16 protein-coding genes are annotated in these 22,703 nt (G+C 61.8%); 12 read left to right on the forward strand and 4 right to left on the reverse strand.

All coding sequences use genetic code 11. The features are described from left to right. Positions 1-3: 3 nt before the first annotated feature. Complete coding sequence (locus M5C01_RS23070) at positions 4-774, forward strand: electron transfer flavoprotein subunit beta (protein ID WP_103495262.1); 771 nt, start codon at positions 4-6, stop codon at positions 772-774. 7 nt (positions 775-781) lie between these two features. Here M5C01_RS23070 and M5C01_RS23075 read toward each other — a convergent pair whose 3' ends face one another. Continuing rightward, positions 782-1,243 (reverse strand): transglycosylase SLT domain-containing protein, encoded by a 462-nt coding sequence (locus M5C01_RS23075; RefSeq protein WP_152741108.1) that lies wholly within the window; start codon positions 1,241-1,243, stop codon positions 782-784. Positions 1,244-2,136: 893 nt separating this feature from the next. Between M5C01_RS23075 and M5C01_RS23080 the strand changes: the two genes are divergently transcribed. The 3 genes from M5C01_RS23080 to M5C01_RS23090 all read left to right on the forward strand — a co-directional run bounded on the left by M5C01_RS23080 (position 2,137) and on the right by M5C01_RS23090 (position 8,922). After that, entirely contained in the window at positions 2,137-5,589 is a 3,453-nt protein-coding gene (locus tag M5C01_RS23080) for an alpha/beta fold hydrolase (RefSeq protein ID WP_152741107.1), read from the forward strand. A gap of 209 nt (positions 5,590-5,798) precedes the next feature. Continuing rightward, a complete protein-coding gene (locus M5C01_RS23085) occupies positions 5,799-7,667 on the forward strand; it encodes a hypothetical protein (protein WP_152741106.1) in 1,869 nt (622 codons plus the stop codon). Positions 7,668-7,677: 10 nt separating this feature from the next. Beyond that, positions 7,678-8,922, forward strand: coding sequence for a metallophosphoesterase (locus tag M5C01_RS23090; protein ID WP_152741105.1), 1,245 nt, complete (start codon positions 7,678-7,680; stop codon positions 8,920-8,922). A 128-nt stretch (positions 8,923-9,050) separates the two neighbouring features. Here M5C01_RS23090 and gbcA read toward each other — a convergent pair whose 3' ends face one another. After that, a complete protein-coding gene (gene gbcA / locus M5C01_RS23095) occupies positions 9,051-10,346 on the reverse strand; it encodes a glycine-betaine demethylase subunit GbcA (RefSeq protein WP_103495267.1) in 1,296 nt (431 codons plus the stop codon). Between the two features lie 284 nt (positions 10,347-10,630). Between gbcA and gbcB the strand changes: the two genes are divergently transcribed. Further along, positions 10,631-11,731 (forward strand): glycine-betaine demethylase subunit GbcB, encoded by a 1,101-nt coding sequence (gbcB, locus tag M5C01_RS23100; protein ID WP_152741104.1) that lies wholly within the window; start codon positions 10,631-10,633, stop codon positions 11,729-11,731. 194 nt (positions 11,732-11,925) lie between these two features. Here the strand turns inward: gbcB and M5C01_RS23105 are convergent, their stop codons facing one another. Next, positions 11,926-13,551, reverse strand: coding sequence for a methyl-accepting chemotaxis protein (locus M5C01_RS23105; protein ID WP_152741103.1), 1,626 nt, complete (start codon positions 13,549-13,551; stop codon positions 11,926-11,928). 281 nt (positions 13,552-13,832) lie between these two features. Between M5C01_RS23105 and M5C01_RS23110 the strand changes: the two genes are divergently transcribed. Both M5C01_RS23110 and M5C01_RS23115 read left to right on the forward strand, forming a co-directional pair. Further along, entirely contained in the window at positions 13,833-14,063 is a 231-nt protein-coding gene (locus M5C01_RS23110; RefSeq protein ID WP_100938572.1) for a hypothetical protein, read from the forward strand. Beyond that, positions 14,060-14,362, forward strand: coding sequence for a cell division protein ZapA (locus tag M5C01_RS23115; protein WP_152741102.1), 303 nt, complete (start codon positions 14,060-14,062; stop codon positions 14,360-14,362). Before M5C01_RS23110 ends, M5C01_RS23115 begins: the two co-directional genes overlap by 4 nt. 148 nt (positions 14,363-14,510) lie before the next feature. Here the strand turns inward: M5C01_RS23115 and M5C01_RS23120 are convergent, their stop codons facing one another. Beyond that, entirely contained in the window at positions 14,511-15,551 is a 1,041-nt protein-coding gene (locus M5C01_RS23120) for a low specificity L-threonine aldolase (RefSeq protein ID WP_152741101.1), read from the reverse strand. Positions 15,552-15,974: 423 nt separating this feature from the next. Here M5C01_RS23120 and glyA point away from each other — a divergent pair, with 423 nt between their 5' ends. From glyA to soxG, 5 genes are all read left to right on the forward strand, one after another. Then, positions 15,975-17,228, forward strand: a complete 1,254-nt coding sequence (glyA, locus tag M5C01_RS23125; RefSeq protein ID WP_103498194.1) for a serine hydroxymethyltransferase — start codon at positions 15,975-15,977, stop codon at positions 17,226-17,228. Between the two features lie 23 nt (positions 17,229-17,251). Further along, positions 17,252-18,502 (forward strand): sarcosine oxidase subunit beta, encoded by a 1,251-nt coding sequence (locus tag M5C01_RS23130; RefSeq protein WP_103498195.1) that lies wholly within the window; start codon positions 17,252-17,254, stop codon positions 18,500-18,502. Positions 18,503-18,516: 14 nt separating this feature from the next. Further along, a complete protein-coding gene (locus tag M5C01_RS23135) occupies positions 18,517-18,846 on the forward strand; it encodes a sarcosine oxidase subunit delta (RefSeq protein ID WP_100938567.1) in 330 nt (109 codons plus the stop codon). Beyond that, positions 18,843-21,860 (forward strand): sarcosine oxidase subunit alpha, encoded by a 3,018-nt coding sequence (locus tag M5C01_RS23140; protein ID WP_152741100.1) that lies wholly within the window; start codon positions 18,843-18,845, stop codon positions 21,858-21,860. The genes M5C01_RS23135 and M5C01_RS23140 overlap by 4 nt, the downstream gene beginning before the upstream one ends. A 124-nt stretch (positions 21,861-21,984) precedes the next feature. Beyond that, positions 21,985-22,617, forward strand: a complete 633-nt coding sequence (gene soxG, locus M5C01_RS23145; RefSeq protein WP_100938565.1) for a sarcosine oxidase subunit gamma family protein — start codon at positions 21,985-21,987, stop codon at positions 22,615-22,617. Positions 22,618-22,703: the final 86 nt, after the last annotated feature.

Below are 22,703 nucleotides of genomic sequence, written 5' to 3' on the forward strand. Positions count from 1 at the left end.
GTCATGAGTACGAATGTAATCAGCCTGGTCTCCATCGGCGCCCACCCCACCTCCGGCCGCGCCCGTCGCGCCGAACAGGATGCCCGCGCGGTGGAACTGGGTTTGCAACTGGCTGGGGATAACTTGCAGGTGGTGCATGCCGGCGATGTCTCGGAGCCGGCGCTGCGGGCTTACCTGGGCATGGGCCTGGACGAATTGCGGGTGCTGGAACAACCGGCCGGCGCCGATGCGCTGCCAGTCCTGACCGATTATCTTCGCGACGCCGGCGCCCAGTTGGTGCTCACCGGCAGCCAGGCGGAAACCGGTGAAGGCTCGGGCATGCTGCCGTTTCTGCTGGCGGAAAACCTCGGTTGGCCGCTGGTGGTGGGCTTGGCCCAGGTCGAGTCCATCGAACACGGCGTGGCCCATGTGCTGCAAGCTTTGCCGCGGGGGCAGCGGCGTCGTTTGAAAGTCCGTCTGCCGTTTCTCGCGACGGTGGATAACGCCGCGCCCAAGCCACGGCAGAGCGCCTACGGACCGGCGCAACGGGGTGTGTTGCAGGCCGAGGAAGTGGAGGTGCTGGAGGATGAGTTATTCACAGGCGCCTTGCTGCAACCGGCCAAGCCACGGCCCAAGCGCTTGAAGGTGATCAAGGCCAAGAGCGGCGCCGACCGGATGAAAGCGGCCACGGCCAAGGCCAGCGGCGGCGGTGGGCAGGTGCTCAAGGGCGTCAGTGCCGAGGCCGGGGCCGATGCCATTCTCAAGCTGCTGATCGAGGAAGGCGTGCTGCGCTGAAGCCCGTTCAGCGCCGTGTAGATCGGTACAGCACCAACAACTCACGGTAGTAGTGCCACACCTGCAACGCATAGTGCTCGCGTCCGTCGCCCTGCTCCGGCAGGGCGCCGGCGTTGTAGGCGCCCACGGCCGGCCAGCCGTAACCCAACTGCTGAATAAACTGCGCCAGAATCCAGGCCCCGACCATGACACTGGTGCAGGGCTCGCTCTGCAGCTTGTGCTCGTCGATACCAAAGGCCGCCAGGCGCGGCAGATGGCGGCTGTTGATTTGCATCAGGCCGATATCGCGGCTGCCGTCGCGGTTGATATTGAGCGCCGCCGGGTTCATGCCCGACTCGACTTGGGCGATGGCGTAGAGCAGCAGCGGGTCGATGTGATAACGCTCGCCGGCGTCCTGAAAACAGTTGGCCTCGGCGCTGCCGGCCAGGATCAGGTAGAAGACGACGAGCAGGGTGTATGGATGGCGCATCGGGTTCTCTCGCAAAGCGTGTGGCCAAGACACCTCCATACCTCCACTGCAAGAACATGGCGCGTTGTGGACAGAGTGTAGTCGGACGCTTGAGGGCTTCATTTCCCGCCGTGTAAAACCATAAGCCTTCGCTTGACGGCCAAGTGTCCACAGAGACTGTGGGCCGGCCTGTGGATAAGGTGTTTGTGCATGGCTACAGCCCATGCCAATCAACGTCTGTAGCCCTTCGTATGAAAAATGATCAACCTAACCGACGGTTTTTATTCGGATTTTTATGTGGATAAGGGCGTTGCCGAGGTTCGCTCGGGCGCCGACTTGTTAACAAAGTCTGTTGGCGTATATGTGGATAAGATGTTTGCTGTCCTCTGTAGGCCTTGTTTTATATGGTCTGTAGAGGGTTGGTCAAAAAACACCCAAACAGGCCTTTTACAGCCCTCGACAGGCCTGAAACCTTCATATCTCGCGGCTTTCAGCGGTTTTCCACAGATGACTGGAAAAGTGCCCGACTTGCACACAAAGTCTGTTGGCGCTTCTGTGGATAAGGTGTTCGCGGTCCTCTATAGGCCTTTAAAAACGTGGTCTTCAAGGTTTTGATTAAAAAACGATCAAAGACTGCCTGAATAGACCTTTCTGAATAAGTCACGGATTTTATTCAGATTCCTTCAGTGTCGACGGTGCATAAAGCGCTACTTGCGCACATTTACTGTGGGTGGCTCTGTGGATAAGTTGTTCGCTAAGGCCGCAAAGCCCCGGTTCTTATAGCCCATAGCGCTATAGATCAAATTTCATACAGTTCTAAGGGTGTTTATTGACACCCTCTTGGGCGCCACCTTGACTCAAGGCTCAGGTACACAACGTTTCTGCCAGCCATGCCCACGCCCAGGGAGATAGTCATGACACGGATTTCGACATCCATCAGTGAGATCAAGGAACGCTACGACGTCATCGTGATCGGTTCCGGCTACGGCGGTGGTATCGCCGCGTCGCGGCTGGCGCGGGCCGGGAAAAGTGTCTGCCTGCTGGAGCGCGGACGCGAGATCCAGCCGGGGGAATACCCCAACACCATGATCGCGGCGACGGAGGAGTTGCAGGTGCATGACCCGGACGGCCATATCGGTTCGCGCACCGGTCTGTTCGACCTGCACGTCAATGCCCAGCAGAACGTGGTGGTCGGTTGCGGCCTGGGCGGGACTTCGCTGATCAACGCCAACGTGTCCCTGGAGCCGGAGCCGGGGGTCTTCGAGGACCCACGCTGGCCCCAGGCGGTGCGCGATCATCGTGACACGCTGCTGGCCGAAGGTTATGCGCGGGCTCGGGAAATGCTCAAGCCCAATCCGTATCCGGCCTCCGGACCGAAACTGGCGAAGCTGGACGCCAACCGCAAGTCGGCGGACTTTCTCGAGGAAAAAGCGCATTTCTATACGCCACCGATCAACGTGACCTTCGACAAGCTGCCCAACAACCTCAACCATGTCGGCGTCGAACAGCTGCCGTGCAACCAGTGTGGTGACTGCGTCTCGGGCTGTAACAACAAAGCCAAGAACACCACCCTGATGAACTACCTGCCGGATGCCTGGAATCACGGCGCGGAGATTTTCTGCCAGGCCGAGGTGCGCCATCTGGAGCGTGACGGTGACGGTTGGATCGTGCACTTCCAGTACCTGGACAGCGGCCGGGAAAAGTTCTCGGCACCGACCCTGTTTGTCAGAGCCAACGTGGTGGTGGTTTCCGCCGGCACCCTGGGCTCCACGGAAATCCTCCTGCGTTCGCGCAGCAAAGGCGTGCCGATGTCCGACCAGCTCGGCGAAAACATGAGCGGCAACGGCGATATCCTCGGCTTCGGCCACAATTGCGAGCAGACCATCAACGGCATCGGTTTCGGCGCCCACTCGGCCAAGGAGATGGAGCCGGTCGGGCCGTGCATCACCTCGATCATCGATATGCGCACCGAAGGTGACTGGCGCAGTCGCATGGTGATCGAGGAGGGCTCGATCCCGGGCGCGCTGGGGCGGCCGATGGTGCCGGCCATGGCCGGGTTTGCCGGGATGATCGGCGAGGCCACCGACAAGGGCGTCAGCGCCCAGCTCCACTACAAGGCCCGCGAGGCCGAGAGCTTTCTGCGCGGCCCGTATTACGGCGCGCTGCACAATATGCAGACCTACCTGATCATGAGCCATGACGACGGCAAGGGTCGCATGTTGCTGGACGACAAGGACCAACTGCGTATCGACTGGCCCGGGGTGGGCGAGCAGGAGAACTTCAAGCTCGGCAACGAACGCCTGCATCAGTCGACCAAGGCCCTGGGCGGGGTCTGGGTGCCGAACCCGATCTGGACCAAGTTGCTCAAGCACAGCATCGTCTCGGTACACCCGTTGGGTGGCTGCGTGATGGGCGAGGATGCCGCGCAAGGCGTGGTCAATCACAAAGGCCAGGTGTTCAGCGGGAGCCACGGCGATGCGGTTTATCCGGGGCTGTATGTGACCGACGGGGCGGTGATTCCGACTTCCCTGGCGGTCAACCCGCTGCTGACCATCTCGGCGGTCAGCGAGCGCAACATGGGCTTGCTGGCGGCCGATCGCGGCTGGGTCATCGACTACCGCCTGCCCTCGGCACCGCGCAAGCCGGTGCCGCCGCCGACCCTCGGGGTGCAGTTCACCGAAACCATGAAGGGTTATTTCTCCAAGGACTTCACCCAGCCCCAGGGCACCGACCTGGCGGTCTACCAGGCGGCCGCCAAGAGCGGCGAGGCGCAGAACTCACCCATCGAGTTCACCCTGACCATCACCGGCAACGACCTCAATCGCCTGATCAAGGAGCCGGAGCATGCCGCGACCCTGGTCGGCACCCTCAATGCCCCTGCGCTGTCGCCTTATCCGCTGACGGCCAGCAACGGCGTGTTCAACCTGTTCGAGCAGTACCAGGAACAGGTCGGCGTGCGCCATATGAACTACGACATGAAGCTGACCGCCGAGGACGGTCGCGACTATTTCTTCAGTGCCTTCAAGACCGTGCCCGAAGACAACGGCGTGCTGAATATCTGGCCGGACACCAGCACCCTTTACGTCACGCTCTACCAAGGCCCGGACAAGACCGGCGCGGTGATCGGCTCCGGGGTCATGCATATCAAGCCCGCCGACTTCGCCAAGCAGATGACCACCATGAAGGTGCTCAATGCCCGTAACGAGCGCGAGCGCATCGAGGCCCTGGCGCGTTTCGGCAAGTTCTTCGCCGGGATTCTCTGGGAAAGCTACGGCGGGGTGTTTGCCGGCGATATCTACTTCAACCCGGACGCGCCGCCCCGGCACAAGCGGCCACTGGATGCGCCGGTGCCGACGGTGCATTTCTTCGAGACCGAGGACCAGGTGCAACTGCGCCTGACCCGTTACCAGGCCGGCAGCAAAGGTCCGGTGATGTTGGTGCATGGGTTGGGCGTGGGCTCGAATATCTTCTCCACCGATACCATCCAGACCAACCTGCTGGAGTACCTGTGCAAGCACGACTACGACGTCTGGCTGCTGGATTTCCGGGTCAGCATCCTGTTGCCGGCGAGCAAGCACGAGTGGAACGGCGACCAGATCGCCCAGTACGACTACAAGGCGGCCATCGCGCAGATTCGCCAGGCCACCGGGGCCCGGGATGTGCAGTGCGTGGTGCATTGCTATGGCGCCACGACCTTCTTCATGTCGATGCTGGCGGGATTGCAGGATGTGCGCTCGGTGGTCTGCTCGCAGATTGCCGCGGACACGGTGGTGGCCACGGCGACCGGGATCAAGGCCGGCCTGCACCTGCCGGGGGCGCTGGAGGCGGTGGGCATCAAGTCGCTGACCGCCTATGCCGACAGCAAGGAGAGTTGGTTCAACAAACTCTATGACAAGGCCCTCAACGTCTATGCGCGGATCGAGGCCCAGGGTTACTGCACCAATCCGGTCTGTCACCGGATCACCTTCATGTATGCCTCGCTGTACCGTCACGACACCCTCAACGAAACCCTGCACGACAACCTGCATGAGCTGTTCGGCCAATCGAATATCCAGACCTTCGAGCACCTGGCGCTGATCTGCCGCAAGGGGCACCTGGTGGACTTCAAGGGCAACGACGTCTACATGCCGCATTTCAGCCGGCTGCAATTGCCGATCTGTTTTATCAGTGGCGCCGATAACCAGTGCTATTTGCCGGAGAGCACGGAGAAGACCTACGACCGGCTGGTGGATCTGCATGGCCCCGAGTTGTTCAGCCGCCATGTGGTGCCGGGTTATGGCCATATCGACTGCATGTTCGGCAAGAACGCGGTGGCCGATGTGTATCCGCTGATCCTTGAACATCTGGAGAAAACCGCGCTGGGCTGATGCGCATCAGTCTCGAAAACGCCGCCACACCTTGTAGGAGCAGGGCTTGCCCGCGAAAGGGCCGGTGCGGGTTATCCAGGAGATCAGGTTGATAATACTGGCCTCTTCGCGGGCAAGCCGGGACGCCGGACTGCCTGCTCCTACAGATCTGTGTAAAGCCGCACCCCCGGTGATCGGCCGGAAGAAATGGATTGGCAAGGAAGGGTGATATGGACAATTACATCCGCTGGTTCCAACGCTTTATCTGGATAGGCATCGTGATGAACATGGTGTTCGCACTGCCTGCCCTGTTCGCCCCGGCGCTGCTGACCTCGGTGGTCGGCCTGCCGCCGGTGCTCTCGGACCCCTGGCTGGAAAACGCCGGCATGCTGCTGGTGGGGATCAGCCTGTTCTACATGCCGTCGGGCTTCAACGCCCCGCGCTTCGTGATCCACTCCTGGTTATGCGTCTTGAGCCGGCTGGTCGCCGTGGCGTTCTGGATCTACCTGATCGACACCAGCAACACCCCCACGGTGTTCGTGCCCATGCTCTACGGCGACCTGAGCATGTTCCTCATCCTGGGCGTCACGCTCTTCATGGGCAGCACGCCGGCCCACCGGCCCTGGGCCTTGCTGGTCGATGGCTGGCATGCCTGGTGCCAGGGGTGGGAAGCCCGCTGGCATCGCCACGGCTTTCGGGTCGGCCTGCTGATCACCCTGCTGGTGCTGGGTTTTATCGGCTACGAAACCTGGTACAACATGCTGCGGGTGGTGCCCGAAGAGAAATTCACCTCCGACGAAGACCACTTCAAGTACGCCGCCATCGGCCTGGGCATCGAGGCGCGAATCCCTTATTACCTGTTTGCCGTGCTGCCGCAGATGTGCCCGGAAAAAATGCCCAAGCCCGGTGGCTGGGAGGCGTTCGGCTTCCTCTATGAAAACGGTCGCGACCTGCCCATCGGCATGGCCAAGCGGCAGATCGGCTACCCGACCGTGGAACCCAACTGCGCGCTGTGCCACACCGGCTCCTACCGCGCCTCGGCCAGCGATGTGGCCAAGCCGATCGCCACCGCGCCGGCCAATACCCTGCAACTGCAAGCCTTCCAGTGGTTCGCCTACGATTGCGCCAGCGACCCGAAATTCACCACCGACGCGGTGATGACGGCGATCAACGCCAAGTTCCAGCTGGGCTTCTTCGAGCGGCTGTACAACCGCTACCTGATTATCCCCATGGCCAAGACCGCGCTGCTCAAGCAGAAGCAGGCCTACGCCTGGCAGAAACTGCGGCCGGCACAAGGGCCCGGGCGTACCGACACCTTCAACCCGACCAAAATGGTGGTCTTCGGTTTCCCGGATGACTCGACCATCGGCACCGTCGACCTGCCGCAGATCTGGAACCAGAAGCCGCGCGAATCGCTGTACCTGCACTGGGACGGCAACAACAACGATATCCACGAGCGTAACTACGCCGCGGCCATGGCCGTGGGCGCGACGCCGCAGTCGGTGTTGCCGGAGAGTTTCAATCGGGTCACCCAGTGGTTGCTCGGCACCAAGCCGCCGGCCTGGCCGTTCGCTTTGGACCAGGCGCGGGTAGCCCAGGGCAAGCCGATCTGGGACAACAACTGTGCGGGCTGCCATGAGTTCGGCAAGGCCGACACCGGCCAGGTCACCACCCAAATCGACCAACTGGGCACCGACCCCCATCGCCTGGATTCCTTCACCGTCGGCCTCGTGCAGGCGTTCCATGGCTTCAAGAAACCGCCATTCGATTTCAACGCTTATCGCAAGACCCAGAGCTACAGCAACACCCCCACCGACGGCATCTGGATGCGCGCGCCGTACCTGCACAACGGTTCGGTGCCGAGCCTGTGGGACCTGTTGCAGACACCGGACAAACGGCCGGTGGTGTTCAACACCGGCTCGGATGTCTATGACCCGGTCAAGGTCGGTTTCATCACCAGCGGTGCCCAGGTCCAGGCGCCGACCTACTTCAGGTATGACACACGCCTGGAGGGCAACCACAACAGTGGTCACCTGTACGGGACCCAACTGACCGACGCCGAGAAATGGGCGCTGATCGAATTCATGAAGACGTTGTAGGGAGACAGCTATGAATTTGCCTCATCTGGAACATGAACTTGCGAAAATCCGTGTCCGTCTCAGTGGTCTGAAAGCCCGGTTGGAGTTGTCCTGGAAAAAACTCACCAGTGACATCGAGCCCGAGGAATTCCAGGCCATCCAGGCGTTGTTGCAACGCGGGCATGACCAGGCCCAATACGTGCTGGACCATGGCGACCTGCCGACGGACGAGCCGGCGGTGCCCTGGGAGTTGTCCCATGGGTTGTCGATCCTGCATATGGGCAACGCCAAGGCCTTGCCGACCTCGGAGTCGCAGCTGCAAACCCGGGTCCTCAAGGACGGCACGTTGCTGGGCTGTCGCAAATGGGAGTTGCTCGACCTGCTGTGGAGCGAGGCGTTGATCAAGTGGATCGAGAACCTGCGGCGCCATGCGCCGTTTGCCACCACGCCGATGGTGATGATGATCGACAACGACGTGACCCTGGCGATTGCCGGCGACTGGGGCACCGGGCCCTTTGAAAGCCATGCCCCGGCGGTCAATGTCGCCAAGCAGATGCAGTTGGCCCAGGCCGATTTCACCATTCACCTGGGCGACGTCTACTACGCTGGCACCGGCTCCGAGGAAGATGTCGACATGGCCGGCTGGCCGATGGGCAAGCACGGCGCCTTCACCCTCAACTCCAACCATGAGATGTACAGCGGCGCCCATGGTTATTTCGCGGAGCTCAACTCACGGTTCCCGATGCAGCAGGGCACCAGTTATTTTGCGTTGTACAACGATGACTGGCTGATTGTCGGACTGGATTCGGCCTATGCCTCCGCGCCGCTCGGTCTTTATATGGACGGTACCTTGAACCAGCAGCAGATCGACTGGATGAAGAGCCTGCCCAAGGGCAAGAAGTTGCTGGTGCTCAGTCATCACCAGGGTTTCGATATCAGTGGGGCAAACAAGACCACGCTGTATCAGCCGGTGTGTGATGCCTTGGGCCGGGTGCCGGATTATTGGTACTGGGGGCACCTGCACAATGGGATTGTGTATGCCGAGCAGGGCGGGTTACGGGCGCGTTGTGCCGGGCACGGGGCGATTCCCTATGGCGTGACCAGCGAGCTGGATGGCAATGAGCGGGTGCTGTTTTCCGAAGTGCAGAATGCCATGGACGATGAATACCCGGAGCGAGTGCTCAATGGGTACGTGAAGGTGCGGTTGAGCGGGGAGAATATTATCGAGGAGTTTATTGGCGAGGATGGGTCGGTGAGGTGGGCGTCTCACGGGTAATTCGGTGCTGGCCGAGCTGACGCATTCGCGGGCAAGCTCCGCTCCCACAGGATCTGTGTGGTACCGCAGTTTTGCGATCGATCACAAAACCCCTGTGGGAGCAGGGCTTGCCCGCGAAGCCTTTGCTCTTAGCCGTGCACCGGCACACCCTTGAGGTACGGCGCAGGCTCGGCCCCCAGGTTGCTCAACAGCCGCTCGCTGTACCAATCCACAAAGTTGACCACGCCAAACTCATAGGTCTTCGAGTACGGCCCTGGCTGGTAGGCCGTGGAATTGATACCGCGCTGGTTTTCCTCGGCCAGGCGACGGTCCTGGTCGTTGGTCGCATCCCAGACTTCACGCATGCGCGCCACGTCATAGTCGACGCCTTCCACCGCATCCTTGTGTACCAGCCACTTGGTGGTGACCATGGTTTCCTGGGCGCTGATCGGCCACACGGTGAACACGATGATATGGTCGCCCATGCAGTGGTTCCACGAGTGCGGCAGGTGCAGGATGCGCATCGAACCCAAATCCGGGTTCTTGATCCGGCCCATCAGCTTCTTGCAGCCCTGCTGGCCGTCCATGGTCATGGACACGGTGCCCTTGAGCAGCGGCATGCGCACGATCCGGTTACGCAGGCCGAAGCTGGCGTGGGCGTAAGGGATCTTCTCGGCTTCCCAGGCCACGGTGCATTCGGCCACGTGGTCCTTGAATTTCTGGTCGGCCCGCGGGTCGGTGACGTCGTCCCATTCCAGCAGGGTCTTCAGCAGTTCCGGGTGGGAGCCGCCGCAGTGGTAGCACTCGCGGTTGTTTTCCAGCACCAGCTTCCAGTTGGCCTTCTCCATCAAGGTGGTTTGCACCGCCACCTTGGTGTTTTCCATGTCGTAGGGTTCCATGTAGTGGTTCAGGGTCGTCAGGAACTCATCGATGGCGGGCGGGTTTTCCGCCAGGCTGATGAAGATGTAGCCGCCGGAGGTCTTCACGTGCACCGGCTTGAGGCCGTACTGCTTCATGTCGAAGTCGGCGCCCATCTCGGTGCCGGCGAACAGCAGGCGCCCGTCCAGTTCGTAGGTCCACTGGTGGTAGTGGCAGACCAGCTTGGCGACCTTGCCCTTGTCGCTGGTGCACAACCGCGAACCGCGGTGGCGGCAGACGTTATGGAAGGCGTGGACCACGCCGTCGGCGCCGCGAATCACGATGATCGGGTTCTTGCCGATCTGCAGGGTCATGTAGTTGCCCTTGGTCGGGATTTCGCAGGTCATGCCGGCGATCAACCACTCTTTCTGAAAGATTTCCTGCATATCGATTTCGAACAGCCGCTCATCGGAGTAGAACGGTTGCGGCAGGGAGAAGGTGCGTTCGCGCTCTTGCAGCATTTGCGCGGTGGCCTTGCGTGCGGGTTCCAGCGGATCGCCCAGGCTCAGGGTTGCGGTGACGTCCATCGATTTAGTCCTCATGGCCATGCGGTGTGGCCGGCGAATAGTGGCTGATACGGTTAGCACGCAAGTACGGAAATACATTGGATCATTTGCGATGGAGTGTGCGGCTGGCAGCGACATGAACCTTATCCATGGGCGACATGGCCGAATCCGTTCCCGACGCGCAACCCCCGGTCGTTGCGGGCTGGTCGCGATAAGCATGCCAATGTCGCGGATAGGTAAATGGTCGCTTCGACCCTTGCGCAGAATCGCCAACATAGAGCCGACAGTCGGCGGTGGAGAACAATATGTCGAACAACTTCCTCAATCCGGTAACAACCCAGACCTGGGCCAATGGTCGGCATATCGTGCGCTGCGTGAAGGTCATCCAGGAAACCTGGGATGTGCGCACCTTCTGCTTCATGGCCGACCAGCCGATCATGTTCTTTTTCAAGCCGGGGCAGTTTGTCACCCTGGAGCTGGAAATCGAAGGCCAGCCGATCATGCGCTCCTACACCATTTCCAGCTCGCCGTCGGTGCCCTACAGCTTTTCGGTGACCATCAAGCGCGTGCCCGGCGGCAAGGTTTCCAACTGGTTGCACGACACCCTGCACGAAGGCCAGGAGCTGGCGGTGCACGGTCCGGTGGGGCTGTTCAACGCCATCGACTTCCCGAGCCCCAAGGTGCTGTACCTGAGTGGCGGCGTCGGTATCACCCCGGTGATGTCCATGGCCCGCTGGTTCTACGATACCAACGGCAATGTCGACATGGTGTTTATCCACAGCGCCCGTTCGCCCAAGGACATCATCTATCACCGCGAGCTGGAGCATATGGCCTCGCGGATCGACAACTTCAGCCTGCACCTGATTTGTGAGAAGCATGGTTTGGGCGAGCCGTGGGCCGGTTATCGCGGTTATCTGAACCACAAGATGCTGGAGTTGATGGCGCCGGACTTCCTGGAGCGTGAGGTGTTCTGCTGCGGGCCGACGCCGTATATGAACGCGGTGAAGCGTTTGCTGGAAGCGGCCGGGTTCGATATGAGCCGCTACCACGAAGAGTCGTTCGGTGCGACGCCGCCGGAGGCTCGTGCCGACGCGGTGGAACAGGCCGAACAGGCTGCAGAGGCACCGGAAGTGGATGCGGCGGATCTGCATCAAGTGGAGTTCACCGCGACTGGCAAGAGCATTCGTGTGGCACCGGGGGAAACCGTGCACGCGGCGGCGGCCAAGCTTGGCCTGATGATTCCCAAGGCCTGCGGCATGGGCATCTGCGGGACCTGCAAGGTGCTGAAGCTGGGCGGCGAAGTGGAGATGGAGCACAACGGCGGGATCACCGACGACGATGTGGCCGAGGGTTATATCCTGTCGTGCTGCAGCGTGCCGAAGGGGGATGTGCGGATCGAGTATTAACTGAAGCACCGCGGTCCCCTTGTGGCGAGGGGGCTTGCCCTAATGTTAAGGCCGAACACGGCCCCTGTAGGAGCATGGCTTGTCGGGACGCCGCATCGCAGCGAAGAGGCCCGTAAGACCGCCAAAAGCTTCGCGGGCAAGCCCTGCTCCTACAGTCCGCGTGAACCGGACTTTAATCGCTTGGGTCTTGAGGTTTACAGACTGAACCGCGCCACCATGCTGTTCAAATCCACCGCCAGGCGCGACAGCTCATTGCTCGCGGCGCTGGTCTGGTTCGCCCCGGTCGCCGATTGCACCGACAGATCGCGGATATTCACCAGATTGCGATCCACCTCGCGGGCCACCTGAGCCTGCTCCTCCGCCGCACTGGCGATCACCAGGTTGCGTTCGTTGATCTCGACAATCGCCGTGTTGATGGTGTCCAGCGCCATCCCCGCGCCCTTGGCGATATTCAAGGTCGACTCCGCCCGATCGGTGCTGTTGCGCATCGAATCCACTGCTTGCTCGGTCCCACCCTGGATACTGCCGATCATCCGTTCGATTTCGCTGGTGGACTGCTGGGTCCGGTGCGCCAAAGCACGAACCTCATCCGCCACCACGGCAAAACCACGCCCGGCTTCCCCGGCCCGTGCCGCTTCAATCGCCGCGTTCAAGGCCAGCAGGTTGGTCTGGTCGGCCAGCCCGCGGATCACATCCAGTACCTTGCCGATATCCTGGGATTCCTTGGCCAGGTTGCCGATCAGCGTTGCGGTGCTTTGCACATCGCTGCTCATGCGTTCGATGGCGCCGACGGTTTCCTGCACCAGGTCACGACCGTCGCCGGCCGAGGCGGTGGCGTTCTTCGACGCTTCGGAAGTGCTCACGGCATTGCGCGCGACTTCTTCCACGGCGCTGGTCATTTCATTGACCGCCGTGGCGGCCTGTTCGATCTCGTTGTTCTGCCGTACCAGGCCCTTGGCGCTTTCGTCGGTGACGGCATTCAGCTCTTCCGCCGCCGAAGCCAGCTGGGTCGCCGAACCGGAAATACGCTGCAGGGTGTCGCGCAGTTTCTGCTGCATCTTGACCATGGCCTGCAACAGGCGCCCGGCTTCGTCGTTTCCCTCGACCTGGATCGGTCGGGTCAGGTCGCCTTCGGCGATCTGCTCGGCGGCGGTCAGGGCGTCGGCGATAGGGTGGGTGATGCTGTTGGTCAGCAACCAGGCGAGCAGGAGGGTCAGGCCGGTGGCGGCCAGCAGCAAGCCCACCACCATATTGAACGCCGAGGCGTATTGGTCGGCGGCTTGTTGATGGGTGTCGTCGGTCTGCTGGGTATTGATCTCCACCAGCTTGGTGAGCACGGTGTTGACCTGTTCGGAGTTGGCCAGCAAGTCGCTGTTGATCAGGGCTGCCAGTTCAGTGACCTGATTGTTGCGCGACAGGCTTTTCATCCGATCTTCAAGCTGGCGGTACTGGCCGAGCACCTGCACATAGCGGTCGTAGGCCACGCGCTCTTCAGGGCTGCTGATCAGTTTTTCGTAGATGGCCTGGGCCTTGCCGATCTGCTGGTTGCGCAGGGTGAACAGGTCGAGGATTTTCTGTTGCTCGTCGGGCGCGCGGTTGGTCACCAGGCGATAGGACAGCACCCGCAGGCGCAGGGTCAGTTGGGTAAGGTCGTCGAGGCTCTTGATGCTCGGCACGCTGTTGGTACTGAGCTCTTCGGCGGCGCCACGGATCTTGCTCATCTGGTTCAGGGCAAATATCCCCAGGATCAGCATCAGCGCGCCGATCAGGGAGAAGCTGAGGAAGGCGCGCGGGGCGATGTTCATGTTGCGTAGGGACATGGTGGCTACCTGAGAGGAGGGCGCATTCCGTGCGACTTTTAAGGCGTGTCTGAATGACCTATCGGTCATTCGACTAAAGTCTTAAGCCCCTGCGCGTATTTGTCGCAGGCGGAGGTTTCCGACAGGGGGCGGGGAACATGTCCTGGCAATCGCAGTCCCTAAGGTTCCAGGAAAAGCACCCCGCCAGGAAAATCAAGGCTTTGCGACAGTTTTCCCCTGGCAAACAGGGGGGCTTTTCTTTATCGTACGCGCCCTTTGAAACTGCCCGAGAGATCAAGAAAATGTTGGAAGCTTCCCTGAGTCAACTGGAACAACTGGTCAGCGAGCTGGTTCAGCAAAAACAGGAGCTGTTGGCCGCCAATACCGCGCTGAGCACTGAACTGGCCCAGGCCAAGGACGAAAACGAAAGCCTGCAACTGAGCCTGATGGAACAGGAAGAAAAGCACGGTGCTACCGCCGCCCGTATCCAGGCGCTGGTCGAGCGTGTCAGCGCAGGTCCCGTGAGCGCATGAGAACCAGCAGCGATGGGGTGACCGTCATCTCGATCCTCGGCGAGGAGTACTCGATCAAGGCCCCCGCCGGCCAGGAGCGGACCTTGCAGGACGCGACGGTAATGCTCCGGGCGGCGTTGGCCGACACCAAGAAGAAGTTCCCCACGCTGATCGGCGACAAGCTGCTGGTATTGGCGGCGTTGAACCTGTGTTCGCAGCAGATCGAAGCGCAGCAGCGTCACCGGGAAGAACTGGACCGTTACCAAGAGCAGGTCAGCGCCACGGTCGAAGTGATTTCGAAAACCATCGGGCAACACTGACGATACCGCCCGGATCAGAGGCTGGCACGGTCCCTGTAGGAGCATGGCTTGCCAGCGAAGAGGCCGGTGAGCCTTGTGGTGCCTGTCCAGACGCTATCGCCGGCAAGCCGGCTCTCACAGAGGCCATAAAGGTCCGTAGCCTCTGTGGTCAGGCGGCCATCACCTCGCGAATATCCGCCGCCAGTTCCCGTACCCGCGCTTCCTCGGTGTCCCACGAGCACATGAAGCGCGCGCCGCCCTTGCCGATGAAGGTGTAGAAGCGCCAGCCCTTGGCGGTCAGCGCGGCGATGGCCGGTTCCGAGAGGTGCAGGAACACGCCGTTGGCCTCCACCGGGAACATCAGTTCGACGCCGGGAATGTCCTTGACCAGGCTGCTGAGCAGCTGCGCGCAGTGGTTGGCGTGGCGGGCGTGCTTGAGCCAGGCGTCGTTTTCCAGCAAGCCGACCCAGGGCGCCGAGAGAAAGCGCATTTTCGAGGCCAACTGCCCGGCCTGCTTGCAGCGATAGTCGAAATCCACCGCCAGGTCGTGATTGAAGAACAGGATCGCTTCACCCACCGCCATGCCGTTTTTCGTGCCGCCGAAGCACAGCACGTCGACGCCGACCTTCCAGGTCAGTTCGGCCGGGGTGCAGCCGAGGTAGGCGCAGGCATTGGAGAACCGCGCGCCGTCCATGTGCAGGTGCAGGCCGAGTTCCTTGCAGGTGGCGCTGATGGCGCGGATTTCATCCGGGGTGTAGACGCTGCCGACTTCGGTCGCTTGAGTCAGGGTCACCACGCGCGGCTTGGGGTAGTGGATGTCCTGGCGCTTGAGGGCGATTTCGCGGATCGAGTCCGGGGTCAGCTTGCCATTTTCGGTGCGTGCGGTGAGCAGTTTGGAACCGTTGGAGAAAAACTCCGGCGCGCCGCACTCGTCGGTCTCGACGTGGGCGGTCTCCGAGCAGATCACGCTGTGGTAGCTCTGGCACAACGACGACAGGGCCAGGGAGTTGGCCGCGGTGCCGTTGAAGGCGAAGAACACTTCACTGTCGGTTTCGAACAACTGGCGGAAGCCGTCGGCGGCGCGCTGGGTCCATTCGTCGTCGCCGTAGGCGCGCTGGTGGCCGTGGTTGGCCTGTTCCATGGCGGCCCAGGCCTCGGGGCAGATACCGGAATAGTTGTCGCTGGCGAATTGTTGGCTCTTGTCGGTCATGGCCCGGTCCTTGTGAACGATTATGGTGCGCACTGTAACCAGAATTGGCGTTATCGCACAGGCACAGTTTCCGTAGGAAAAGCCTCTATAGATCGAAAGGTTGACGCTGTCCTTGTAGGAGCAGGGCTTGCCCGCGAAGGCGTCAGTATTGTCAACCTGATCTCTGGATCGCCCGCACCGGCCTCTTCGCGGGCAAGCCCTGCTCCTACAGGGGTTGTGGTGTTTTCCAGATCCTTGTTCCAGACGCTGTTCGGCCCTCGACTATCTCAGCGCGCCAAGCCATGTCGTAAACGCACCTTTGCGTGGCGTCCATAGGCATTTGATCGGTCTGCGTCGGCCCTACCATCGCATTCAAAGGGCACTGCCGTCAGGCAACGGCCCCACTGATAAAAATGGCGCACCGCCGCCGCTGGGAGAGACGCGATGTTCAGCAAGCAAGACCAGATCCAGGGTTATGACGATGCACTGATGGCGGCCATGAATGCCGAGGAGCAGCGCCAGGAAGATCATATCGAGCTGATCGCGTCGGAAAACTACACCAGCAAGCGCGTCATGCAGGCCCAGGGCAGCGGCCTGACCAACAAATACGCCGAAGGTTATCCAGGCAAGCGCTACTACGGTGGCTGCGAACACGTGGACAAGGTCGAGGCCCTGGCCATCGAACGCGCCAAGCAACTGTTCGGCGCCGACTACGTCAACGTCCAGCCGCACTCCGGTTCCCAGGCCAACGCCGCGGTCTACCTGGCCCTGCTCAACGCCGGCGACACCGTGCTGGGCATGAGCCTGGCCCACGGCGGTCACCTGACCCACGGCGCCAAGGTCAGCTTCTCCGGCAAACTCTACAACGCCGTGCAGTACGGCATCGACACCACCACCGGCTTGATTGACTACGACGAAGTCGAGCGCCTGGCGGTCGAGCACAAGCCGAAAATGATCATCGCCGGTTTTTCGGCCTACTCGAAAACCCTCGATTTCCCACGCTTCCGTGAAATTGCCGACAAGGTCGGTGCTTACTTCTTCGTCGACATGGCCCACGTGGCCGGTCTGGTCGCTGCTGGCCTGTACCCGAACCCGCTGCCCTACGCCGACGTGGTCACCACCACCACCCACAAGACCCTGCGCGGTCCCCGTGGCGGCCTGATCCTGGCCAAGGCCAACGAAGAACTGGAAAAGAAATTCAACGCCGCGGTATTCCCCGGCGGCCAGGGCGGCCCGCTGATGCACGTGATCGCCGCCAAGGCCGTGAGCTTCAAGGAAGCCCTGGAGCCAAGCTTCAAGGCCTACCAGCAGCAAGTGATCGATAACGCCCAGGCCATGGCGGGCGTATTTATCAAACGCGGCTACGATGTAGTGTCCGGCGGTACCGACAACCACCTGTTCCTAGTCAGCCTGATCCGTCAGGGCCTGACCGGCAAAGAGGCCGATGCCGCCCTGGGCCGTGCCCATATCACCGTGAACAAGAACGCCGTGCCGAACGATCCACAGTCGCCGTTTGTCACTTCCGGTCTGCGCATCGGCACCCCGGCCGTCACCACGCGTGGGTTCAAGGTGACCCAGTGCGTCGAGCTGGCCGGCTGGATCTGCGACATCCTCGACAACCTCGGCGACGCGGATGTCGAAGCGAACGTCGCCAAGCACGTGACAGCCCTGTGCGCGGATTTCCCGGTTTATCGCTGAGAGCGGTTTTGGAGTAAATGACTATGCAACGCTATTCGGGCTTCGGCCTCTTCAAGCACTCTCTCAGCCATCACGAAAACTGGCAGAAAATGTGGCGCACGCCGACCCCGAAAAAGGTCTATGACGTGGTCATCGTCGGCGGCGGCGGGCATGGTCTGGCGACCGCCTACTACCTGGCCAAGGAGCACGGCATCACCAACGTGGCCGTGGTCGAGAAGGGCTGGTTGGGCGGCGGCAACACCGCCCGTAACACCACTATCGTGCGTTCCAACTACCTGTGGGACGAGTCGGCGCACCTGTACGAACACGCGATGAAATTGTGGGAAGGCCTGTCCCAGGACCTGAACTACAACGTGATGTTCTCCCAGCGCGGCGTCTACAACCTGTGCCACACCCTGCAGGACATCCGTGATTCGGAGCGTCGGGTCAGCGCCAACCGCCTCAATGGCGTCGACGGCGAACTGCTCAACACCCAGCAGGTGGCGGACGAGATTCCGTACCTGGACTGCTCGAAGAACGCCCGTTACCCGGTGATGGGCGCTACCGTCCAGCGTCGCGGCGGCGTGGCCCGTCACGATGCCGTGGCCTGGGGCTTCGCCCGTGCGGCCGACGCCCTCGGCGTCGACCTGATCCAGCAGACCGAAGTGATCGGTTTCCGCAAGGAAAACGGCGTGTGCATCGGTGTCGAAACCAACAAGGGCTTTATCGGCGCCAAGCGCGTCGGCGTGGTCACCGCCGGTAACTCCGGGCATATGGCCAAGCTGGCCGGTTTCCGCCTGCCGATCGAATCGCACCCGCTGCAAGCGCTGGTGTCCGAGCCGATCAAGCCGATCATCGACAGCGTGATCATGTCCAACGCCGTGCACGGTTACATCAGCCAGTCCGACAAGGGCGACCTGGTGATCGGTGCCGGTATCGACGGCTACAACGGCTACGGCCAGCGTGGTTCGTACCCGGTGATCGAGCACACCATCCAGGCCATCGTCGAGATGTTCCCGGTGTTGTCCCGCGTGCGCATGAACCGCCAGTGGGGCGGCATCGTCGACACCACCCCGGATGCCTGCCCGATCATTTCGAAAACCCCGGTCCCGAACATGTTCTTCAACTGCGGTTGGGGCACCGGCGGCTTCAAGGCTACCCCTGGCTCGGGCAACGTGTTTGCCGCGAGCCTGGCCAAGGGTGAAATGCACCCGTTGGCCGCTCCCTTCTCCATCGACCGTTTCCACAACGGTGCGTTGATCGACGAACACGGTGCTGCTGCGGTCGCCCACTAACAGGAGAAATCCCTATGTTGCATATCTTCTGTCCTCATTGCGGCGAGCTGCGCTCCGAAGAGGAATTCCACGCTTCCGGCCAGGCGCATATCCCGCGTCCACTGGACCCGGGCACCTGCACCGACGAGCAGTGGGGCGACTACATGTTCTTCCGCGATAACCCCCGCGGCCTGCACCACGAGTTGTGGGACCACGTTGCCGGTTGCCGTCAGTATTTCAACGTGACCCGCGACACCGTTACCTACGAGATTCTCGAAAGCTACAAGATTGGCGAGAAGCCGCAATTCACCGCTAAAGCAGACAGTTCGAAAGTGCCCGGCGCGGCTGTGGGAGAGAAGGTATGAGCCAGGTCAATCGCCTGTCCAACGGTGGTCGGATCGACCGCAACAAAGTCTTGAGCTTCACCTTCAACGGCCAGGTCTATAAAGGCTTTGAAGGCGACACCCTGGCCGCCGCGTTGCTCGCCAACGGTGTGGATATCGTCGGTCGCAGCTTCAAGTATTCCCGGCCACGGGGCATCTTTGCCGCCGGTGCCGAAGAGCCGAACGCGGTCCTGCAACTCGGCGCCACCGAAGCGACCCAGATCCCTAACGTGCGTGCCACCCAGCAAGCGCTGTATCAGGGCCTGGTGGCTACCAGCACCAACGGCTGGCCGAGCGTCAACAACGACATGATGGGGATTCTCGGCAAGGTCGGCGGCAAGCTGATGCCACCGGGCTTCTACTACAAGACCTTCATGTATCCGCAGTCGTTCTGGATGACCTACGAGAAGTACATCCGCAAGGCCGCGGGCCTCGGTCGCTCGCCGACCGAGAACGATCCGGACACCTACGACTACATGAACCAGCACTGCGACGTGCTGATCGTCGGTGCCGGCCCTGCCGGTCTGGCCGCTGCACTGGCCGCCGCGCGCAGCGGTGCGCGGGTGATCCTGGCCGATGAACAGGAAGAGTTCGGCGGCAGCCTGCTCGATTCGCGCGAAAGCCTCGATGGCAAGCCGGCGGCCGAGTGGGTCGCCAGCGTTATCGCCGAATTGAAAGGCCTGCCGGACGTGCTGCTGTTGCCGCGCGCCACCGTCAACGGCTACCACGACCACAACTTCCTGACCATTCACGAGCGCCTCACCGATCACCTCGGTGACCGTGCGCCGATTGGCCAGGTGCGCCAGCGTATCCACCGGGTCCGCGCCAAGCGCGTGGTCCTGGCCACCGGTACCCATGAGCGTCCGCTGGTCTACGGCAACAACGACGTACCGGGCAATATGCTCGCCGGTGCCGTTTCGACCTACGTCCGCCGCTACGGCGTGGCCCCGGGCAAGAAGCTGGTGCTGAGCACCAACAACGATCACGCCTATCGTGTGGCTTTGGACTGGCTCGATGCCAGCCTGCAAGTGGTGGCTATCGCCGATGCCCGCAGCAACCCGCGCGGCGCACTGGTGGAAGAAGCACGGGCCAAGGGGATTCGTATCCTCACCGGCAGCGCCGTGATCGAAGCCCGTGGCAGCAAGCACGTGACTGCGGCGCGCGTCGCCGCCATCGACGTCAAGGCCCATAAAGTCACCAGCCCTGGCGAATGGCTGGACTGCGATCTGGTAGCAAGCTCCGGCGGCTACAGCCCGGTGGTCCACCTGGCCTCGCACCTGGGCGGCAAACCGACCTGGCGTGAAGATATCCTCGGTTTCGTACCGGGCGAAGCACCGCAGAAACGCGTGTGCGTCGGCGGTATCAACGGCGTCTACGGCTTGGCCGATGCCTTGGCCGACGGTTTTGAAGGTGGCGTTCGCGTGGCCAGCGAAGCCGGTTTCAAGGCGGTCGAAGGCGTGCTGCCCAAAGCCCTGTCGCGTCTGGAAGAGCCGACCCTGGCGCTGTTCCAGGTGCCCCATGAAAAAGCTACCGCACGGGCGCCAAAGCAATTCGTCGACCTGCAGAACGACGTCACCGCCGCCGCCATCGAACTGGCGACCCGCGAGGGCTTCGAGTCGGTCGAACACGTCAAGCGCTACACCGCGCTGGGCTTCGGCACCGACCAGGGCAAGCTGGGCAACGTCAACGGCCTGGCCATCGCCGCCCGTTCGTTGAACGTGACCATCCCGCAGATGGGCACCACCATGTTCCGCCCGAACTATACGCCGGTGACTTTCGGCGCGGTCGCCGGCCGTCACTGCGGGCATATCTTCGAGCCGGTGCGCTACACCGCCTTGCAGGCCTGGCATGTGAAGCAGCGCGCCGAGTTCGAGGACGTGGGTCAATGGAAACGTCCGTGGTACTTCCCGCGCAACGGCGAAGACCTGCATGCGGCGGTCAAGCGTGAGTGCAAGGCCGTGCGTGACAGCGTCGGCCTGCTCGACGCCTCGACCCTGGGCAAGATCGATATCCAGGGCCCGGACGCCCGTGAATTCCTCAACCGTATCTACACCAACGCCTGGACCAAGCTCGACGTGGGCAAGGCGCGCTACGGCTTGATGTGCAAGGAAGATGGCATGGTCTTCGACGACGGCGTCACCGCCTGTCTGGCCGACAACCACTTCCTGATGACCACCACCACCGGCGGCGCGGCTCGCGTCCTGCAGTGGCTGGAGCTCTACCACCAGACCGAGTGGCCGAACATGAAGGTGTACTTCACCTCCGTGACCGACCACTGGGCGACCATGACCCTGTCCGGGCCGAACAGCCGCAAGCTGCTCAGCGAAGTGACCGACATCGACCTGGACAAGGACGCGTTCCCGTTCATGACCTGGAAAGAAGGCCTGGTCGGCGGTGTGCCGGCGCGGGTGTTCCGGATCTCCTTTACCGGCGAGCTGTCCTATGAGGTCAACGTCCAGGCCGACTACGCCATGGGTGTGCTGGAGAAAATCGTCGAGGCGGGCAAGCAGTACAACCTGACCCCGTACGGCACCGAGACCATGCACGTGCTGCGGGCCGAGAAGGGTTTCATCATCGTCGGCCAGGACACGGACGGCTCGATGACCCCGGACGACCTGAACATGGGCTGGTGTGTCGGCCGGACCAAGCCGTTCTCCTGGATCGGCTGGCGCGGGATGAACCGTGAAGACTGCGTGCGTGAAGAGCGCAAGCAGTTGGTCGGGCTCAAGCCGATCGATCCGACCAAGTGGCTGCCGGAAGGCGCCCAGCTGGTGTTCGACACCAAGCAGACGATCCCGATGAAAATGGTCGGTCACGTGACCTCCAGCTATGCCCACAACTCCCTTGGCTATTCATTTGCCATGGCCGTGGTCAAGGGCGGCCTGAAGCGCATGGGCGAGCGGGTGTTCGCACCGCTGGCCGATGGCAGCGTGATCGAGGCGGAAATCGTTTCTTCGGTGTTCTTCGATCCGAAGGGTGATCGCCAGAACATCTGACGGAACCCGGGATCGAGGTTGGACGCGGACCTTGTAGGAGCTGGCTTGCCGGCGATGACGGCGGCACAGTCACCACAGGGTCCACGGACAACCGCAAAGACAGAATTCAACACAGGTGTTTCACATGACCACAGCCAACGTTTACCAACAACGCCCGACTTCCGGGGCCAAGGCCGAGTCGTCGTTGCACCATGCCGACCTCGCCAGCCTGGTGGGTAAAGGCCGCAAGAACGCCGGTGTCACCGTGCGGGAAAAAAAATTGCTCGGTCACCTGACCATTCGTGGCGATGGCCATGACGCGGCCTTCGCCGCCGGCGTGCACAAGGCCCTGGGCCTGGAACTGCCCGTGGCACTGACCGTGGTTGCCAAGGGCGATACCAGCCTGCAATGGCTTGGCCCTGACGAGTGGCTGCTGATCGTCCCGAGCGGCGAAGAGTTCGCTGCCGAGAAGGCGCTGCGCGAAGCCCTGGGCGACCTGCATATTGCTATCGTCAATGTCAGCGGCGGCCAGCAACTGCTGGAGCTGAGCGGACCGAACGTGCGCCAGGTGCTGATGAAGTCCACCAGCTATGACGTGCACCCGAACAGCTTTCCGGTGGGTAAAGCCGTCGGGACGGTGTTCGCCAAGTCGCAACTGATGATCCGCCACACCGCCGAAGACACCTGGGAGCTGGTGATCCGTCGCAGCTTCTCGGATTACTGGTGGTTGTGGTTGCAGGATGCGGCGGCCGAGTACGGTCTCAGCGTCCAGGCCTGAGGTTTTGTGTGATCTGTAGGAGCCAGCTTGCTGGCGATGGACTCACGGGCGCCGCAGTGTTTCAGGCGCCCAGCGTTATCGTTGGC

It is taken from the genome of Pseudomonas sp. MWU12-2319, assembly GCF_023242525.1.
Classification (GTDB): Bacteria; Pseudomonadota; Gammaproteobacteria; order Pseudomonadales; family Pseudomonadaceae; genus Aquipseudomonas; species Aquipseudomonas gingeri_D.

Coding starts and splice junctions, on each gene's coding strand:
- M5C01_RS23070 (WP_103495262.1), top strand. CDS start 4: ATGAGTACGAATGTAATCAGCCTGGTCTCCATCGGCGCCCACCCCACC.
- M5C01_RS23075 (WP_152741108.1), bottom strand. CDS start 1,243: ATGCGCCATCCATACACCCTGCTCGTCGTCTTCTACCTGATCCTGGCC.
- M5C01_RS23080 (WP_152741107.1), top strand. CDS start 2,137: ATGACACGGATTTCGACATCCATCAGTGAGATCAAGGAACGCTACGAC.
- M5C01_RS23085 (WP_152741106.1), top strand. CDS start 5,799: ATGGACAATTACATCCGCTGGTTCCAACGCTTTATCTGGATAGGCATC.
- M5C01_RS23090 (WP_152741105.1), top strand. CDS start 7,678: ATGAATTTGCCTCATCTGGAACATGAACTTGCGAAAATCCGTGTCCGT.
- gbcA (WP_103495267.1), bottom strand. CDS start 10,346: ATGGACGTCACCGCAACCCTGAGCCTGGGCGATCCGCTGGAACCCGCA.
- gbcB (WP_152741104.1), top strand. CDS start 10,631: ATGTCGAACAACTTCCTCAATCCGGTAACAACCCAGACCTGGGCCAAT.
- M5C01_RS23105 (WP_152741103.1), bottom strand. CDS start 13,551: ATGTCCCTACGCAACATGAACATCGCCCCGCGCGCCTTCCTCAGCTTC.
- M5C01_RS23110 (WP_100938572.1), top strand. CDS start 13,833: ATGTTGGAAGCTTCCCTGAGTCAACTGGAACAACTGGTCAGCGAGCTG.
- M5C01_RS23115 (WP_152741102.1), top strand. CDS start 14,060: ATGAGAACCAGCAGCGATGGGGTGACCGTCATCTCGATCCTCGGCGAG.
- M5C01_RS23120 (WP_152741101.1), bottom strand. CDS start 15,551: ATGACCGACAAGAGCCAACAATTCGCCAGCGACAACTATTCCGGTATC.
- glyA (WP_103498194.1), top strand. CDS start 15,975: ATGTTCAGCAAGCAAGACCAGATCCAGGGTTATGACGATGCACTGATG.
- M5C01_RS23130 (WP_103498195.1), top strand. CDS start 17,252: ATGCAACGCTATTCGGGCTTCGGCCTCTTCAAGCACTCTCTCAGCCAT.
- M5C01_RS23135 (WP_100938567.1), top strand. CDS start 18,517: ATGTTGCATATCTTCTGTCCTCATTGCGGCGAGCTGCGCTCCGAAGAG.
- M5C01_RS23140 (WP_152741100.1), top strand. CDS start 18,843: ATGAGCCAGGTCAATCGCCTGTCCAACGGTGGTCGGATCGACCGCAAC.
- soxG (WP_100938565.1), top strand. CDS start 21,985: ATGACCACAGCCAACGTTTACCAACAACGCCCGACTTCCGGGGCCAAG.